Origin of the sequence: Vibrio fluvialis, assembly GCF_900460245.1 — a bacterium.
In the GTDB taxonomy this organism is placed as follows: Bacteria; Pseudomonadota; Gammaproteobacteria; order Enterobacterales; family Vibrionaceae; genus Vibrio; species Vibrio fluvialis.
The window spans coordinates 1,068,846-1,087,407 of the sequence record NZ_UHIP01000002.1 but is presented as its reverse complement, the minus strand read 5'-3'; the positions used below and the strand labels follow the sequence as shown (position 1 = coordinate 1,087,407).

At 50.6% G+C, this 18,562-nt stretch carries 15 protein-coding genes; 6 read left to right on the top strand and 9 right to left on the bottom strand.

The window, feature by feature from the left end:
• The first annotated feature begins 30 nt into the window (after window positions 1-30).
• Window positions 31-1,260 (top strand): alanine racemase, encoded by a 1,230-nt coding sequence (gene alr, locus DYA43_RS20040; RefSeq protein ID WP_024374304.1) that lies wholly within the window; start codon window positions 31-33, stop codon window positions 1,258-1,260.
• Between the two features lie 43 nt (window positions 1,261-1,303).
• Here alr and DYA43_RS20035 read toward each other — a convergent pair whose 3' ends face one another.
• From DYA43_RS20035 to dalD, 6 genes are all read right to left on the bottom strand, one after another.
• Complete coding sequence (locus DYA43_RS20035) at window positions 1,304-2,236, bottom strand: LysR family transcriptional regulator (RefSeq protein ID WP_020329195.1); 933 nt, start codon at window positions 2,234-2,236, stop codon at window positions 1,304-1,306.
• A 120-nt stretch (window positions 2,237-2,356) separates the two neighbouring features.
• A complete protein-coding gene (locus tag DYA43_RS20030; protein WP_020329194.1) occupies window positions 2,357-3,016 on the bottom strand; it encodes an NAD(P)H-dependent oxidoreductase in 660 nt (219 codons plus the stop codon).
• Window positions 3,017-3,210: 194 nt separating this feature from the next.
• On the bottom strand, window positions 3,211-3,867 hold the full coding sequence (hxpB, locus tag DYA43_RS20025; RefSeq protein WP_061055482.1) for a hexitol phosphatase HxpB: 657 nt from the start codon (window positions 3,865-3,867) through the stop codon (window positions 3,211-3,213).
• A 60-nt stretch (window positions 3,868-3,927) separates the two neighbouring features.
• Window positions 3,928-5,202 (bottom strand): MFS transporter, encoded by a 1,275-nt coding sequence (locus DYA43_RS20020; protein ID WP_020329192.1) that lies wholly within the window; start codon window positions 5,200-5,202, stop codon window positions 3,928-3,930.
• Window positions 5,203-5,318: 116 nt separating this feature from the next.
• Complete coding sequence (gene xylB, locus DYA43_RS20015) at window positions 5,319-6,779, bottom strand: xylulokinase (RefSeq protein ID WP_061055481.1); 1,461 nt, start codon at window positions 6,777-6,779, stop codon at window positions 5,319-5,321.
• A gap of 9 nt (window positions 6,780-6,788) precedes the next feature.
• Window positions 6,789-8,156 (bottom strand): D-arabinitol 4-dehydrogenase, encoded by a 1,368-nt coding sequence (gene dalD, locus DYA43_RS20010; protein WP_061055480.1) that lies wholly within the window; start codon window positions 8,154-8,156, stop codon window positions 6,789-6,791.
• 235 nt (window positions 8,157-8,391) lie between these two features.
• On the opposite strand from dalD, the gene DYA43_RS20005 reads away from it, so the two are divergent.
• Complete coding sequence (locus DYA43_RS20005) at window positions 8,392-9,333, top strand: sugar-binding transcriptional regulator (protein ID WP_004726908.1); 942 nt, start codon at window positions 8,392-8,394, stop codon at window positions 9,331-9,333.
• 42 nt (window positions 9,334-9,375) lie between these two features.
• Here DYA43_RS20005 and uxuA read toward each other — a convergent pair whose 3' ends face one another.
• The 3 genes from uxuA to DYA43_RS19990 all read right to left on the bottom strand — a co-directional run bounded on the left by uxuA (window position 9,376) and on the right by DYA43_RS19990 (window position 12,496).
• Entirely contained in the window at window positions 9,376-10,563 is a 1,188-nt protein-coding gene (gene uxuA / locus DYA43_RS20000; protein ID WP_032081168.1) for a mannonate dehydratase, read from the bottom strand.
• Between the two features lie 66 nt (window positions 10,564-10,629).
• Window positions 10,630-11,400, bottom strand: coding sequence for an FCD domain-containing protein (locus tag DYA43_RS19995; RefSeq protein WP_020329187.1), 771 nt, complete (start codon window positions 11,398-11,400; stop codon window positions 10,630-10,632).
• Window positions 11,401-11,506: 106 nt separating this feature from the next.
• A complete protein-coding gene (locus tag DYA43_RS19990) occupies window positions 11,507-12,496 on the bottom strand; it encodes a TRAP transporter substrate-binding protein (protein ID WP_020329186.1) in 990 nt (329 codons plus the stop codon).
• 312 nt (window positions 12,497-12,808) lie between these two features.
• Between DYA43_RS19990 and DYA43_RS19985 the strand changes: the two genes are divergently transcribed.
• The 4 genes from DYA43_RS19985 to DYA43_RS19970 are packed head-to-tail and all read left to right on the top strand — an operon-like array spanning window position 12,809 to window position 18,557.
• A complete protein-coding gene (locus DYA43_RS19985) occupies window positions 12,809-13,336 on the top strand; it encodes a TRAP transporter small permease (RefSeq protein WP_024374297.1) in 528 nt (175 codons plus the stop codon).
• An 11-nt stretch (window positions 13,337-13,347) separates the two neighbouring features.
• A complete protein-coding gene (locus DYA43_RS19980) occupies window positions 13,348-14,649 on the top strand; it encodes a TRAP transporter large permease (RefSeq protein ID WP_020329184.1) in 1,302 nt (433 codons plus the stop codon).
• Between the two features lie 56 nt (window positions 14,650-14,705).
• The gene (locus DYA43_RS19975; RefSeq protein WP_061055479.1) at window positions 14,706-17,081 is read left to right on the top strand and encodes a glycoside hydrolase family 31 protein; all 2,376 of its coding nucleotides are present in this window, start codon (window positions 14,706-14,708) and stop codon (window positions 17,079-17,081) included.
• 12 nt (window positions 17,082-17,093) lie between these two features.
• A complete protein-coding gene (locus DYA43_RS19970) occupies window positions 17,094-18,557 on the top strand; it encodes a fructuronate reductase (protein WP_061055478.1) in 1,464 nt (487 codons plus the stop codon).
• Window positions 18,558-18,562: the final 5 nt, after the last annotated feature.

Sequence of the window (18,562 nt, the reverse complement as noted above, 5' to 3'; positions counted from 1 at the left end):
CCTCCAACAATAACTGTATAAGGAGACGTTATGCGTCTAAAGAAAACGTTACTGGCTTTCTCCATCGCCGCTGCCACTTTCGCTACCGCTACACCAGCGTTAAGCGCGCCTTTAAATCTTTTCAGCGGTGACACTCAGCAACAAGACATTCAAGCGGCCAACGCCTGGCTTGAGATCAACCTAACGCAGTTCCGCGACAACATCGAACAGTTCAAATCGAAAATGAACAGCCACACAAAGATCTGTGCGGTCATGAAAGCCAACGCCTATGGCAACGGTATTCAGGGTTTGATGCCAACCATTCTTGAGCAGCAGATCCCTTGTGTCGCGATTGCCAGCAATGCGGAAGCGCAAGCAGTGCGCGACAGCGGCTTTAAAGGTGAATTGATGCGTGTTCGTTCAGCCAGCCTTGGCGAAATCAAAGACGCGATGCACCTTAACGTGGAAGAGCTGATCGGTAGCGCAGAACAAGCCAAAGCGCTCTCTGCTTTGGCAAAAAAAGCCGGACACGACATCAAAGTGCATCTGGCACTGAACGACGGTGGCATGGGCCGTAACGGCATTGATATGACTACCGACGCCGGCAAGAAAGAATCACTACAAATCGCGGCCGCCAAAGGCGTGCGTATTGTCGGTATCATGACGCACTTCCCGAGCTACGACGCGGACGAAGTGCGCCAAAAACTGGCGTCTTTCAACACCCATTCGGCATGGTTGATCAAAGAAGCGAAACTCAACCGCGAAGACATTCTGCTGCACGTGGCGAACTCGTTCACAGCGCTGAATGTGCCAGAAGCGCAACTGGATATGGTGCGTCCTGGCGGAGTACTGTACGGCGATCAGCCGACCAATCCGGAGTACCCGTCAATCGTGTCATTCAAGACGCGCGTGGCATCACTGCATCACCTGCCGAAAAACAGCACCGTAGGTTACGACAGCACCTTCACCACGCAGCAAGACAGCCTGATGGCGAACGTTCCGGTCGGTTACTCAGACGGTTATCCACGTAAAATGGGCAACAAAGCGCAGGTGATCATTAACGGTCAACGTGCCAACGTGGTAGGCGTGGCGTCGATGAACACCACCATGGTGGATGTGACCCACATCAAAGGCGTGAAAGCGGGCAGCGAAGTGGTGTTGTTTGGTCAATCACAAGGCGAGACCATTTCCGCCTCGGAAATGGAAAACAACGCGGAAGTGATTTTCCCTGAACTTTACACCCTTTGGGGCAGCGCTAACCCACGTGTTTACGTGAAATAAGTATCCGTTCTAAAGTCAAAAGCGAGCTCTTCAGCTCGCTTTTTTAGTTCATATCGACATAGTCGAGCCAGAATGGCCGTTCGCCGAGGTGGTTCATCAGCAAACTGACAAAGTCATCGACCAACAGGCTGCGCTGGCGATTAGGATAGATGGCGTAGATTCCGGTACTCATGGTGGAAATTACATAACCGGGCAGCAGTTGCACCAACCCCGCCTCTTCTAATGACTCTTCCAAACCAAACATGTCTATCAATCCATAACCGACGCCTTTTTTTATCGACTCCACCACCAGCTTCACATCGTTGACTTTGAAGTTGCCTTTCATGGTCAGATTAAGCATCTCTTGGCTGCCCGGCTCAAAGCTTATCGTCAGTTTATCTAACGTTACATCGCCATTGGCATAAATCACCGCAGGCAGGCTAATCAGAGCTTCGGGAGTCTCCGGCAGACCATGTTTTGCCACAAAGTCTTTTGAGGCTATCAGGACAAAATTGGTGTTGGTGATCTTCTTGGCGATCAAGTTGGAATCGGCCAATTTGCCAATTCGAATCGCGATATCGAACTTATCCGCAATGATGTCGGCGCGTTTATCATCCAGCACTAGCGTCAGTTCCACCTCCGGATATTTGCTGATAAACGCATCGAGAACCGGCTGCAAATAGCGCTGACCGAAATAGTTGGGAGCGGCAATTTTAATGCTGCCACTGGGCTTTGACTGGTAGGTTTCCGCAATACGTTGGATATTGATGAGCGTATCTTCCAGCACCTGCGCCTGCTGGTAGATTTCATCGCCAACGGGTGTGAGCGAAATGGTACGGGTTGAGCGGTTCAACAACTGAACACCCAGACTCTGTTCCAGCTTTTTGATCTGCTTTGACAGCGCCGAGTTATCCATATCATGCAATAACGCCGCTTTAGAAAATGAGCCCTGACGAACCACATCGACAAACAGAGACAGTTGGTGACTAATCGACATAACGCTTCCAGACAACAAGTTATCGAAGAATACTAACACACGAACAACAAAGATAACTAAGCCCCGAGAAATGCAAAAAGCGCCACGAAGGCGCTTTTGCATAACAAACCGAGAGACGGATTACAGTACCGTCACCACCTGATCCAGCGGCAAACGCGCTTTAGGCAGACCATGGTTGTAGTCTTCCAGCTCTAGGTGGTAACCCATTGCGACCGCCACATCACACACATACCCATCCAGCTCTTCGCTGAACACGTCACCGATCAGCTCTTGGTCTACGCCTTCCATAGGGGTGGAATCGATACCCAGACGAGCCAACACATGTAGCAGGTTACCCAATGCGATGTAAGTTTGCGCTTTCGTCCAGTGGCCGTTAAAGCCGTTGTCGTCAGTATTCGCTTCCGCAAACGTGAATGCACCATTTAAGAAACCGTCATAGCGATCCGCTGGCAGATGACCCGATGACACTTCAACGTCGGCCACTTTACGATAATCGTCTTTGGTGAATTTAGGGTTGTACGCCAGCAACACAGTGTGCGACGCCGCTTTCGCATGCGGTTGGTTGAATTGGTGTTTTCGTTCAAACGTATCATGGAAACGTTGCTTCGCCGCATCGCTCTCAATCACGATAAATTTCCAAGGCTGTGCGTTGATAGATGAAGCAGAAAGACGCAGCGCCTCTTTGATGATCGCCATATCGTCTGATGAGATTTTCTTGTTCGCATCGTAACGCTTGGCTGTATAACGTTTAGTCAGGTCTGCAATAATTTGGTTCGACATGGTGGTTTCCCGCAAGTAGTGTAACTGGTTAAGTCGCTGAATGAGTCGATTGAGCAACTGTGTTTTTCAAAGTGATTGCATTATGCGATTCATTCTGCGGGAATTCGATTGCCAATCATGCCAAACATTATGGAATCCAAAGTCCATAATAAATTAAATGATTGCGGCCACTTTAACCGCAATGAAATATTGGACTAACCGACAATCGCGTTGCGTAACGAAGCAATCACGGTGTTAAGATCCAAAAATCGCGCATCGGCGATGGCAAATTTGTCTTGTTGGCTCTCAGGCGAGACCAGATATGTCGTCATACCAGCACGTTTGGCCGCAGTTAAGCCGGTGAAGCTGTCTTCAATCACCAAGCAATCCGACACCGCAACATTGAGTTTGCGCGCGGCGGTCAGGTACACATCCGGTTGCGGTTTGCCGTGCTTTTCATCTTCCGCACTGCAAATCACGCTGAATTTGTCCCAAAGCGATAAACGGTCAAACACTGCTTTGATCACCACGTGGTTTGAAGAGGTCGCGAGCGCAATGCGCATGCCCTGTTCGACAAAAAATCGTAAGGCGTCGTACACGCCTGCCATCGCTTCGCCCGTTGCCGAAATGCGCTGACACAGCTTGGTCAGAATCAGGGTTTCTAACACTTCTGAGTCAACCGCCAACGAATACGTTTGACACCAGGTGCGCGCAATCTCATCAATGCGCTTACCCATGGTCAGTTGTTCACAATCCAGACGCGTGATCGCCACACCGAACCCGGCCAGAGATTCAATCTGCGCTTCCTGCCACAACGGCTCGGAGTCAATGATCACGCCATCCATATCAAAAATTACTGCTTTTTTGTTCATACTTACCTCAAAAATAAAAAAGGTATGGCAACCAAAGCCATTGCCATACCCTAAACCGTGTTAAGCAACGGTGACTTTACCTGAATCAACAAATTCGGTTTCAAATCCAGGTTGGTTCACCTTGATGCGATAGGTGAAGAAAAACGCCAGCACGTACAAGGCAGTATAGGTAATCACTACCCCGATGGTGCTGAAGTACGGCAACACGATCACCGCAATCGCTGGCGCCAAAAAGTTCGATAAACCGGCCGACAAGTTATAGACCGAAATCGCCGCGCCTTTGTGCTTGGGTTCCAGCGCAGGAAAGACGGCCGCCATGGGTACAAATGCGGCAACAAAAATACCCAGCGCAATCGCCGGGATCAGCGCCATGGCGAAGTTATTGCCAAAGTGCTGGGGAATGTAATAGAACGCAAGGCTAGACAACGCCATGCCCACACAGCCAAACCAGCGCACCACCTTCAACCAGCCCAGTTTCTCGCCCATGATGCCCCAGAAGACATTGGAAAAGATGGTGGTGAAGAAGAAAACCGCCCACACCTGAAGCCATTCGGATGTCGTAAAGCCCAAATCGTCGACAAACATCATCGGCATGATGACCGCAAAACCAAACAGCGACAGCGTATTGATGATGCGAACAAAGCTGGAATAGAGCACATTTTTGTTGGTGTAAAGCAGCGTCACGGCGCGGCTGAGCTCGGTCAGTTTCTGTTTGGTGGTGAGATTGTGCATGTGCGTTGGCGTTTTCACCTTACGCAGCGCAATCATGGCAATCAAACCGCCAGCGGCACAAAACGCCAATGACAGCCACAAAGTACCCAGCTCGCCAATCCAAGGAATGGTGAAACTTGGAATGTAGCTTCCGGCCACGCCGATACCGATCGAATACACCGTCCAGAACCAACCTAGCGCGGAACTGACGCCATCACTGCGCACATTGTGCACGATCACCACAATGAAGGAATAAAGGAACAGCGGATAGGCAAAGCCGCGAATGCCGTAAAACAGCAAAATGAGCGCGTAGTTTGACTGCCCCAACCCGAAGGTTAAGAACAGGACGTGGAAAGTACACCACAGCAAGAAGCCGATTTTCATCGTTTTCTGCGGTGTGATGATCTCTGCAACCACACCGGATACCCAAGCTGCCAGCGCAGCAGCCAAACCATACAGCGTAAAGGCAAAAGAGGACTGCGCTGGCGTAAAGCCCAACTCAGTGATGTAGTGCGACAGGAATGCCAGCTCAAAGCCATCGCCGGTCATAAAGATGGCAATCGCGATGTATCCCCAGATCAGATTGAGCGGCAATCCAAGCCACTGTTTGCTTACGTTTTCCATATATTCCTCGTTTCGTAGGGTAAAGGAATCCCACGCCCCTTTGCAGGGGCGTAGTCCATGAGGTTTGTGATGATTCTTCTAAAAATTCTTTTTAAATAGGCTCTTAATGGCCGAGGTTATGACCGTAAGGCCAAATCGTTTCGATAGAGGGCACGGAACCGAGCATAGCGCTCGCTCAACACGGGTTTGCGATCCGCGCAAGGTTGGTAAATACGGTGAATGTCTGGCTTTTTACACACCTGTGCCACGGATTTACCGGACGCTAAACATGCCAGACGCGCAGCGCCCAGTGCGCCGCCGGTTTCACCGCCTTTGTGCGTCACAATCGGCAGGCCGAGGGTGTCTGCCAGCAGCTGCGCCCAGAATGGGCTGCGAGCGCCGCCGCCGACCAACGAACACTGGTCAACCTGGGTGCCGCTGTCTTGCAACACGCGCAGACCATCGGCAATCCCAAAGCTCACGCCTTCAATCACGGCATAACCCAACAACGCACGATTGGTTGAATGGCTCATGCTGTGGAACATGCCCATGGCTTGCGGGTCGTTGTGCGGCGTGCGTTCCCCTGAGAGATACGGTAAGAACAGCGGCGCTTTGGCTTTTTCTTCCTCACTCAACTGCTCAATGTCCGCCAGCAGTTCCACCTCGGTCGCTCCGATAATACGGCAGAACCATTGCAAACAACTGGCGGCACTGAGCATGACGCTCATCTGATGCCAACGCTGTGGCAGCACATGACAAAACGCATGCACCGCCGATTGGGGCGCGGGGCGATATTGTTCGTTCACCACAAACAGCACCCCGGATGTGCCCAAGGAGATAAATGCATCGCCCGGATTCACCGCGCCAACACCAATCGCACTCACGGCGTTGTCACCGCCGCCACCAGCAACAATCACCGATGGACTCAAGCCCCATTTGTGCGCCATCTCTGCCGAGAGTGACGCCGACACATCGCACCCTTCCACTAATTCAGGCATCTGAGCGCGCGTCAGTTGGCATGTATCCAGCAGCGCATCGGACCAATCGCGCTTGGCGACATCCAGCCACAAGGTGCCAGCCGAATCCGACATATCAGAGACTTTGCGTCCGGTCATTTTGAGGCGCAGGTAATCTTTCGGCAGCAGCACGGTATGAATGCGCGCAAAGTTTTCCGGTTCATATTTGCGCACCCAAATCAGCTTCGGCGCAGTAAATCCCGGCATGGCCAAGTTGCCCGCAATGTCATGCAAATCCGGCGCTGCCGCTTCCAGTTCCGCGCACTCTTCGTGGCAACGCGTGTCGTTCCACAAAATCGCCGGGCGAATCACCGCGTCGTGATCATCCAGCAGCACGGCCCCATGCATCTGCCCCGACAGGCCAATCGCTTTGATCGCGCCCCAATGTTCGGTGCACTTTTCTCGCAACGCGCCAATCAGATAGTTGGTGGCTTCCCACCACTCTTGCGGCGCTTGCTCAGACCAATGCGGATGCGGGCGTTGAATCGTCAGCGGCGCACTGTGTGTGGCGACGGTTTCACCGTGCTCATCAATCACCAGCGCTTTCACTTCCGACGTGCCAAGGTCAATTCCTAAATACATACCTGCTCCTTACTGAATCATGGGGTAAACGGCGGCGATTTTCTCGCGCAGCAGCGCTTCAAATTCAGCGCGCTCAGCCAGTTCACCAAACAATGCTTTGTCACGTGCGTAGAGTGCAATCGGGTCTGCCGACTCAAACATCGCATGCACTGCCGCCGCATCCAGAATGCCGTCTTGATACTCATAAGGCAGCGCACCTTGGTGCCATTGCTGCATAAACACGAAGAACAACGCAGGCAACATTGCGGTTGCTTGCGGTGCGACGCCACGTTGGTAACATTCGATCATCGTTGGAGTGATCATCGCCGGCATTTTCGAGAAACCGTCTGCCGCCACACGCTGGTTGGTGTCTTTGATGTATGGGTTGGTAAAACGCTCTAGCACCACATCACGATACGTGGGCAGGTCGATACCGTTGTCACCCAAGCAAGGGATCACATCCTGCGTCACGTAATCATGCGCAATTTTGTAGATGCTCTCGGTCAGCGTGCTGTCGTGAATAAACGACTGCCCCAGCAAGGTGCCCGCCCACGCAATGCAACTGTGCGACGAGTTGAGAATGCGGATTTTCGCTTCTTCATACGGGATCACTGAATCCACCATTTCAACGCCCACCGTTTCCAGCGCTGGTCGAGCGTCTTTAAAGTTGTCTTCAATCACCCATTGAATAAAGGTTTCGCCCATCACGGGTGCTTGATCATCAATGCCCGTTTGCTGTTTGATGCGAGCCGGCAGATCGGCCGCTGGGCGCGGCGTGATGCGATCGACCATGGTATTCGGACAGGTGGTGTTCTCTTTCACCCATTGCAACACATCGGTTTTGCCAGTCAGCGTCAGAAACTCCATCAACCCATCGCGAAAACGCTCGCCGTTGTGACGCACGTTGTCACAGTTAAGCAGCGTCACCGGGCCTGCCTCGTCTGCCATGCGGCGCTCAAGAATTTTCGTCACGGTGCCGTAAATGGTTTGATGACCGCCATTGAGATCAGCGCTTAAAACCGCACTGTCGACATCCAGCGTTTGGTCAGTTTTGAGGTAGTAGCCGCCTTCGGTCACGGTAAAAGCGATGACTTTCGTCTGCGCCTTGGCCCCTTCATCAATCAGCGGTGCAAGATCGGCTTGCCAAGGCAGCAGCGTTTGAATCGACTTGATGACTTCGTAGTGACGCTCACCCGCCGGACTCACGGTTTCCAGCACATATTCGCCGTTTTGCGCTCGCAACGCGTCGACGGTGGCTTCGGCATCATTGCGGATGTTGCCCGCAGCGATATGCCAGCATTGATCGCCCGATTCCAACAATTTGTGGAGATACCACGCTTGGTGCGCGCGGTGAAATGAACCCAGACCGATGTGAAGCCACGTGTATTGGTTTTTCATGATGATTCCTCGTTCTTATTGAATGACGCCACTCTAATCGATCAAATTATCAAATAAAGAGCCATAGATCACAAATGAACAAAAGACCATTTAAAGGTCTTTTGTTCATTTGTGGGTAATTGATAACTATTGCACTCCGAAGACGTTCGAGAGAAGATACGAGGTATTCGCGCGCCCAAGACGAAAAATCAAAGCTTTAGAACAGGCTCAAGACATTGAATAGTAAGGATGAAATGTGGCAAGAGACGACAGTTTTAAAACCGACCAAATGGTGCGTGCCGCCTGGATGTATTACATCTCCGGCCGCAATCAGAGCGATATTGCGTCTGAACTCGGTTTATCCCGTCCGGTGGTGCAACGTTTGATTGCGGCAGCCAAAGAGGAAGGCATTGTTTCGGTTGGCCTGCACCACCCGATTTCAACTTGTTTAGATTACGCAGAACTGCTGAAAGCGAAGTATCAACTGGTGGAGTGCAACATCGTCCCCACCACCAGCGGCGAGGAAACCTTAGATAACGTGTCGTTTGGCTGCTTTCAGTTGATGTCGAAATACGTCAAAGACCAGCAGAATCAAATTATCGGCATCGGCTCGGGGCTGACGCTGAAAAAAGCGATCAACCGGATTGATTTCGAATCGCCCAACAGCCAATGCGTGGCGCTGATCAGCGCGATGGGTGTGAATGGTCAATGTAACTACTACGATGATGTGCCGCTGATTCTGGCGCGGAAAATTCGCGCCAACTATTACCAGTTACCTGCGCCGCGTTACGCCCTGTCAGCCGATGAACTGAAAGTCTGGACCGGCATGCGCGTGTTTGAGGAAGTCGCCGCCGTAGCCAGCAATGCCAACGTGGTGTTTATCGGTATCGGCTCATTGAGTAAAGCAAGCCCAATCATCCAAGATGGCTTTATCTCCGCCGATAAGGCCGACGAGCTAAATCAACAAGGCGCCGTGGGAGAAATTCTCGGCCGCTTCATCAACGCCCAAGGTGATGTGATTGATTGCGCCATCAACACCTTCATCACCAGCCATGACATTCGCAGCAATGACTGCCCACGCATTGGCGCTGCCTGTGGTGAAGACAAACGCCCCGCCATCCTCGCTGCGCTGCGCGGTCGCTGGATCAATGGGTTGGTCACCGACGAAACTACCGCCCGCTGGCTGTTGACGCAATAGATAGAAAAAAAGGAACGCTCAGCGTTCCTTTTTTAATCACATTTAATTGGTGTAAAAGGCACGTTTGAGCGCCAATTCAACCCCGCGGATCTCCGCCAGTCCTTTTAAGCGTCCAATGCACGAGTAGCCCGGATTGGTTTGCTTTTTCAGATCGTCAATCATCTGATGCCCATGATCAGGACGCATTGGAATGCGGCGCACGTTGCCCTGTTGTTCGCGGCGGTGCTCTTCTTTCAGCAGCGCATTGATGACGTTATACATGTCGACATCACCGTCTAAGTGCGCCGCTTCATGGAAACTCATCGGGTTGCCTTCTTCACGCAGGGTCGAACGTAAATGCGTGAAGTAAATACGATCGCCATACGTTTCAATCATGCGCACCAGATCGTTATCGCCACGCACACCATAAGAACCGGTGCACATGGTAATACCGTTCATCATGCTTGGTACTGCCGTTGTCAGTGCTTCAATATCTTCAATCGTCGAGACAATACGCGGCAAGCCCAGAATCGGACGCGGTGGATCATCCGGATGTACCGCCAGCTTGAGACCATACTGCTCACAGGTTGGCATCAACTCTTGCAGGAACAGCACCATATGCTCGCGCAATTTGTCTTTATCGATACCCTGATAAGTATCCAGACGAGCCTGAAACTCTTCCAGTGTGTAACCTTCTTCTGCGCCAGGTAATCCCGCAATAATGTTTGAGGTGAGTTTTTCGATTTGTGCCGAAGACATACCTTCATAACAGGCTTTCGCTTGCAGTTGTTCCTGCTCAGTGTATTCGGCTTCAGCGCCCGGACGCTTGAGGATAAACAGTTCAAATGCAGCAAACTCAATCTGGTCAAAACGCAGCGCTTTCGAGCCATCTGCCAACTGGTATTCCAGATCAGTACGCGTCCAGTCCAACACCGGCATGAAGTTGTAGCACACCGTATCGATGCCGCACTCTGCCAGATTGATCAGCGATTGCTTGTAGTTTTCAATCCAACGCGCGTATTGGCCTGTGCGAGTCTTAATTTCTTCGTGTACAGGAACACTTTCTACCACCGACCAGTTGAAACCTTTCGCTTCAAGAATAGCTTTACGCTTGAGGATTTCCTCTTTGCTCCACACTTCCCCGTTCGGAATATGATGCAAAGCGGTTACAATTCCCGTCGCGCCTGCCTGTTTAATATCATCCAAAGACACAGGATCGCTTGGGCCATACCAACGCCAAGTTTGTTCCATAATAGTTTCCTAGTTATATATTGTTGAGCAACGTCGTATGACTGCTACAGCGATATATCCAAAGAATTAGCGAAACAGATAGCCATCAAAAGAAGGGTCATCCACATCGGATAATTTGAACAACGTCTGCTTAACATTTTCGATGTGCTGCCACATCGCCTTTCTTGCCCCTTCCGGGTCACGCTTTTGCAACGCCAAGAGGATTTTTTCGTGATCCTCTAACCATTGGTAACGGTAGGTGTTGCTGGTAATGCGTGAATGCAATTGTTGCCACATTGGACTCTCTTCTCGTCGATTCCATAGGTCTTGGAGAATGTCACTCAGAACGCTATTTTGAGAGGCTTCAGCGATCGTTAAGTGGAACATACGATCGCATTCGTAATCTTCTTTATCACTCTCGAGATTAATTCTCTCTTGGTCTAAATAAGAACGAAGACGAGAAATATCATTTTTAGTGACATTAGAAGCAGAGAAACTAGCGATCTGACTTTCTAAAACCTGACGAGCTTGTAACAGTTCAAACGGACCAACATCGCTATTGCGATTTAACTCAGGATCCTGATCTTCGTTTAAAGAGCTCGGAAGTTTAATGACGTAAACTCCCGACCCTTTCCGTACTTCAACAAACCCTTGAAGTTCCAGCATGATAATGGCTTCGCGAACGACAGAACGACTCACATCCAACTCTTCGGCGATTTCACGCTCGGGAGGTAATCGATCCCCGAGACCAAATTCACCAGATGCGATACGTTTCTGCAGCCCGAGGCCAATTTCCTGATAAAGACGTTTTGGATTAATCATGCCAACACTAACACTCAAGTTTGTCTGAATACCCATATGATCTCACTTAATTCACTACCGGTATTGTTTTGTACAGGTGCAACTATAATCGAACCCTAAATAATTGGTCAACCAATCTAAGGTCAACCTTTGATTTGGCTAACTAATTTGATGCCAATGCATCAATTTCCTTCACGTAATGCGCAATCGCTTCATTGTTCAGCGCTTCATCGTGCATCGGTTTTACGGCATCGATAAACGGCTGCTTCTCGACAGGTACAAATGCAACGCCCATGGCGGATTTTGCTTGCTCCTGCGCTTCAGCAATCATCTTGGTCCACAAATCTTTGTGATACAGCATCGATTCTTTTGCCGCTTTACGCACTGCCGTTTGTTGATCAGGAGTGAGTTTGTTCCACGATTTTTCGCTGATGACTAATACATCAGGAATCATGGTGTGTTCATCCATACTGAAATATTTCGCCACCTCGCCATGACGTGAGTTGGTCAACGCGGTTTCATTGTTCTCTGCGCCATCCACCACACCTTGTTGCAGCGCGGTATACAGTTCACCGTAAGCCAAAGGTGTTGGTGCGCCGCCCATTAGCTTAATCATATTGACCGCAGTCGGGCTCGGCTGAACCCGGATTTTCATCCCTTTAAGATCCGCCGGCGACTTAATCGGCTTTTGAGCGTAGAAGCTGCGCGCACCACCGTCGTAATACGTTAAGCCAATAAAACCTTTACCCTTTGATGCATCGAGAATTTCATCACCCACTTTACCGGTTAAGGCGCGGTAAAAGTGGTCGCGGTCATGGAAGATATAAGGAATGTTGAACGCGCCGTAAGCCGGTTCAAACGACTCAAGCTCGCTGGCGTTGGATTTAGCAATATCCAGAGCACCATTTTGCAACAGTTCCATTGATTCGCGTTGCGTGCCCAGTTGTCCATTCGGGTAGATGCGAATTTTCACCTCTCCATGGGTGTACTCTTTGACTTTGTCGGCCATGTATTGCATCGACTTGTGCACCGGGTGGTTGCGATCCTGGTTATGACTCAGTTTTAGAATAGTGGTAGCAGAGACAGAAAAAGAAATTGAAGCAGCAGCCACACATGCCATAGCGGCAGACAGTGTTTTTTTACTAAACCGCATAATGTTCTCCATTTAGAATTATGTTGTTTTCATGCGTTATCTTTCAGATCACTGGATGAGTACTGCATGTATTCCTATCTCATCTGCAGTAATTCCCTATTAACTTATCTGTCAAAGCAAACCAATTTCAACCAAAAACTTCAAATTGGTTGACCAATATCATAAAAACCACACCCAACTGTTCAGACCAAATATTAATGAGAGTTTGATCACAGGCCATTTTGTCTTCACATGCTCTAATCTCAACCGATTTTAAGGAAAACAACCTATCCCTACACACCTATAACAAAAATTGGTTTACCAGGAGTCATTATGGACAAGTTAATAGGCATCATTAATCGGGGGCTGTCGACGTTCTGCATCGTGTTATCCAGCTTTCTCGTTGCCTGCGTCGTCTGGCAAGTTTTTTCTCGGTACGTGCTCAATGCACCAAGCACCACCACCGATGAACTTGCCCGCTTCCTTTTTATATGGGTCGGCCTGATGGGCGCTGCCTATACCCTGGGGCAAAAACGCCACTTAGCGATTGAATTACTTGAACAAATGTTAGAGAACAAGCCTACAAAGCTTGGTGTTCTTCGCCTCGTCATCAACATCGTAAGCGTCATTTTCGCCAGCGTGATCATGATTTACGGCGGTGGGAAACTGATGCTGCAAATCCTCGCCAGTGGCCAGGTCTCTCCTGCTCTGAATCTGCAAATGGGGTACGTTTACTCCGCCATTCCTTTAAGTGGCGTGTTCATGCTGATCTACTTATCAGCCGATTTTTTGACCAACCTGAGAACACTGAAGTGCGGAAAGCAGCGCAAAGTGGATTCTGTGGCTAACCAATTTAAATAGGAATTTGACTCATGGATTGGCAAATTATTATCGTTCTGTTTGGTACCTTCTTTGTTTTCCTGGGATTAGGGGTGCCGATTTCATTTGGTATCGCTATTTCTTCGCTGTTGACCGTGATGCTGTCGTTACCGTTTGACGCAGCCATTGCCGTGATTTCTCAAAAACTCGCATCTGGCCTTGATAGCTTCTCGCTGCTGGCAATTCCGTTTTTCATCCTCGCGGGCAATATCATGAATCAGGGTGGCATCGCGCTGCGATTGATCGAATTTGCGAAAGTGATTGGCGGCCAATTACCGGGATCACTGGCTCACGTTAACGTGCTGGCGAATATGATGTTCGGCGCAATTTCAGGGTCAGCAGTCGCCTCTGCAGCCGCAGTCGGCGGCACCATGTCTCCGCTGCAAAAGAAAGAAGGGTACGATCCGGCGTATTCCGCGGCGGTCAACATTACCTCTTGCCCGACAGGTTTACTTATCCCGCCCAGCAATACTTTTATTGTCTATTCACTGATTTCTGGCGGCACGTCAATTGGTGCGCTGTTTCTGGCCGGTTACATCCCGGGGTTGATCATGGGTTTGGGACTCATGATTGTCGCGGCGCTGATTGCCAAAAAACGTAACTACCCGGTTTCCGAAAAGCCAAGCCGTCAAATTGTGTTGCAAAAAACATTGGATGCGCTGCCAAGCCTTGGCCTGATTATCATCATCATGGGCGGTATTATCGGTGGTATTTTTACCGCAACAGAAGCGTCTGCCATTGCGGTCATCTATACCCTGCTTCTCGCGGTGGTGTTCTATCGTGAAGTGACCCTCAAGCAACTGCCTTCCATCATTCTGGAATCGGTGGTTACCACGTCGATTGTTCTGCTGCTGATCGGTGCCTCAATGGGCATGTCCTGGGCCATGGCGAATGCCGATATTCCTTACATGATCAGCGATGCGTTGATGAACGTGTCCGAAAATCCCATGGTCGTCATTCTGATCATCAACCTGATTCTGCTCATTGTGGGCGTCTTTATGGATATGACACCGGCCCTGCTGATCTTTACCCCTATCTTTTTGCCTATCGCGATGGATTTAGGGATGGATCCGGTTCACTTCGGCATCATGATGACCTTCAACCTGTGTATCGGTATCTGTACGCCGCCAGTAGGAAGCGCCCTGTTCATCGGCTGCTCTGTCGGCAAGGTGAAAATCGATAAAGTCATTAAACCTCTGCTGCCTTTCTACGCAGTATTGGTGCTGGCGCTGATGCTCGTCACTTATGTCCCGGAGATCAGCCTGGCGCTGCCTCACGCCTTCCTTGGTTATTAATCTCGCTTGCATTCTCGGAGCGCACAGCTTGTGCGCTCCAATTTAAGGACTAAATAATGAAAACGCTCAAACATTGGGAATGGGATTCAGCTCAAGATAACGAAGTGATTCTTCGATGCGATTCGAAACACACGCTGCACATCTTCGTTCTCGAAAAAGACATCTTTCGTGTGCTGGTAAAGAAAAATCAGCAGTTACGCCTTGATAGAACCTGGACCGTTTCGCCTTCAGCCGACGATATCGCATGGAACGGCCGAGAAAGAACCTCCACACAAGGCTATTCACTGCCTGACTATCAACTTACACGTTCAGATGATGAGATCGAAATTGCCACCGATCGTCTCAAACTGACCATCACTCAACCGTTGCAACTGCACTGGAGCCATTTCTCTGAGGGCGATTGGCAGCCGCTGGCTCACGATCGTAAAACGGGGGCTATTCAGTTAGCAACCGGTTCACAAGGCATCGCGCACTTCATGCATCGCGGTGATGACGAATGTTACTTCGGTCTGGGTGAAAAAACAGGCAACCTGAACCGCGAAGGGCGCCGTTTTGAAATGCGTAACCTGGATGCAATGGGCTACAACGCCAGCTCAACCGACCCGCTGTATAAACACATTCCGTTCTACATCACACGCACGCCAAAAAACGTCAGCTATGGTCTGTTTTACGATAACCTGGCCAGTTGCTGGTTCGATTTGGGTAATGAGCTCGACAACTATCACATCAAATACCGCAGCTACCGCGCGGAGGATGGCGATCTTGATTTCTATTTCATTCTTGGCCCGAGCGTGCTTGATGTGACCCGCGCATTTACCAAGTTAACTGGCGGCACCCTCTTCGGACCGAAATGGAGCCTGGGTTACAGTGGTTCAACCATGCGCTATACCGATGAACCCAATTCTCAGGAATTGCTGGAGAGTTTCGTCGATCAATGTCAGGAGCATCAAATTCCCTGCGACTCTTTCCAACTGTCGTCCGGCTATACCTCCATCGGTGACAAGCGCTACGTGTTTAACTGGAACAGCGACAAAGTACCAAACCCGCAAGGCATGTCAGCGCATTTCCACCAGCACGGCCTAAAACTGGCGGCTAACATCAAACCGTGTTTACTTCACGATCATCCGATGTATCAGGACGTCAAACAGCAAGGTCTGTTTATTCAGGATTCCGAAAGCGACACTCCTGAAATCTCGGTGTTCTGGGATGCAGACGGCTCGCACCTCGATTTCACCAATCCGAAAACCGTTGATTGGTGGAAGCATAATGTCACCACGCAGCTGCTTGAAAAGGGCATCGATGCAACCTGGAACGACAACAACGAATATGAGATCTGGGATCAAGACGCGCGCTGTTTCGGCTTCGGCAATCCGATTCCGGTGGGTTTGATCAGACCACTGCAGCCGCTGCTGATGATGAAAGCCTCCTACCATGCGCAACGTGAATTCGCGCCACACCTGCGCCCGTATCTGATTTCCCGCTCCGGTTGTCCGGGCATGAACCGATACGTACAAACCTGGAGTGGCGATAACCGTACCAACTGGACCAGCCTCAAATACAACATAAAAATGGGTCTGGGCATGAGTCTGTCCGGTCTTTATAACCTGGGTCATGACGTCGGTGGATTCTCTGGCGACAAGCCGGATCCTGAACTGTTCGTGCGCTGGGTTCAAAATGGCGTGATGCACCCACGCTTTACGATTCATTCGTGGAATGATGACGGCACCGTCAACGAACCATGGATGTATCCGGAAGTGAGGCCGATTATTCGAAAGTCGATGGCCTTACGCTACCAGTTGATGCCTTATCTGTACGATGCGCTTTGGCAGGCACACCGCCATCACCAGCCGATGCTGCGTCCGACGTTTCTTGATCATGAACACGACGCCAATACCTGGTCAGAAAATGACGACTTTATGCTGGGCCAATCCCTGTTAGTGGCCTCTGTCGTTGAACCGGGTCAGCGCGAGCGCGAGGTCTATCTGCCGGATAACACCGCTGGCTGGTATGACTTTTACACTCATCAATGGTTTAGCGCGGGTCAAACCATCACGTTGCCGGCTGAACTGGAAACCCTTCCTCTGTTGGTCAAAGCCGGATGCGCGTTGCCACTCAATCGCGACGTCGGTGTGCAGAACACTCAGGACGATCACCAGCGTACTATTTTGCTCTTCCCTGCTCAGGGCGCGCACAGCTTTACTCAGACCATTTTCGATGACGATGGTGAAAGCTATGCCTATCAGGATGGTCAGTATCTGGAACTAGCGCTGTCAGTGACCAGCGATGCAAAGAACATTCATGTATCGCTGACTCAACGTGGTGACTTCAAACCCGATTATTCAAATATCGAGATTCGACTGCCACAAACAGAAACACGGCAACTGGTTATCAACGGTGAACTGGCCGGCCACACTTCTCGTTTTTCCATCTGAGAGCCTGACAAGATGAAGAATATTGCAAATACACCACTCAACTCTGGCATCTCGCTGCCAGAGTATGACCGAAGCCGTTTGGTGACCCGAATCGTGCATTTGGGTTTTGGCGCCTTTCACCGCGCCCACCAAGGACTATTCACCCACGAGATGTTGGCGAAAACCGACAGCGATTGGGGCATTTGCGAAGTGAACCTGTTTGGCGGAGAGTCGCTGATCCAGTCGCTGTGTAAACAGGATCATCTCTATTCTGTTGCCGAAAAAGGCGCAGAAAGTACCGAAGTTAAAGTGATTGGTTCGGTTACCGAGGCGATGCACCCGGCTAAAAATGGCATCCAAGCCATTCTGGAAAAAATGGCCGAACCTCAGGTCGCGATTGTTTCAATGACCATCACGGAAAAAGGCTATTGCACGGACCCGGCAACGGGCAAGCTGGATAAGAACAATCCGTTGGTTCAACAGGATTTGCTGACTCCACAACACCCCAAATCGGCGCTGGGTTATATCGTGCAGGCGCTGAAATTACGCCGCGAACGAGGCCTGCCACCGTTTACCGTCATGTCTTGCGACAACGTGCAGGAAAATGGCCATGTAGCCAAAGCGGCAATCCTTGAATTTGCGCAGTCACTTGATGCTGAGTTTCGTGACTGGATTGAAACGCACGTGACGTTTCCCTGCACGATGGTGGATCGTATCGTGCCTGCCGCAACGCCGGAAACACTGAATGACATTGCCTCCTTACTCGGCTGTGACGACCCATGCGCGATTGCCTGTGAGCCGTTTCGTCAGTGGGTGATCGAAGACAATTTTGTCGCAGGTCGTCCTGAGTGGAATGTCGCTGGCGCAGAGTTTGTCGCGGACGTTGTGCCCTACGAAGAGATGAAACTGAGAATGCTCAATGGCAGCCATTCATTCCTTGCGTATCTGGGCTATCTTGGTGGCTACGACCACATCTCAGACACCATGACTGATGCTGGCTATCGCAAAGCGGCATTCGACATGATGATGAAAGCGCAGGCACCGTCTCTCACTATGCCAGCAGGCACAGACCTGAAAGCCTACGCCACGCTGCTGATTGAACGTTTTACCAATCCGAGCCTGAAACACCGTACGTGGCAAATCGCCATGGACGGCAGCCAGAAGATCCCGCAGCGTATGGGTGGCAGCCTGAAATACCATTTAGCCAATGGCACCGATTTCTCTTGGATTGCCACCGCGATCGCGGGCTGGATGCGCTACGTTTCGGGGATTGATGAAGCAGGCAACGAGATTGATGTGCGTGATCCGATGGCAGAACAACTGCGCCACATTTGTGATCAGCATGGTTTTCATGTCTCCGTCGTACCGGCATTACTCGGCATCGAAGCCATCTTTCCACGCGAACTGGGTCAAAACCCGCAGGTTATTGACGCGGTGAGCCGCGCCTATCAGTCACTATTGGATAACGGTGCCCGCGCGACAGTCGCGGCGCTATAAGGAGA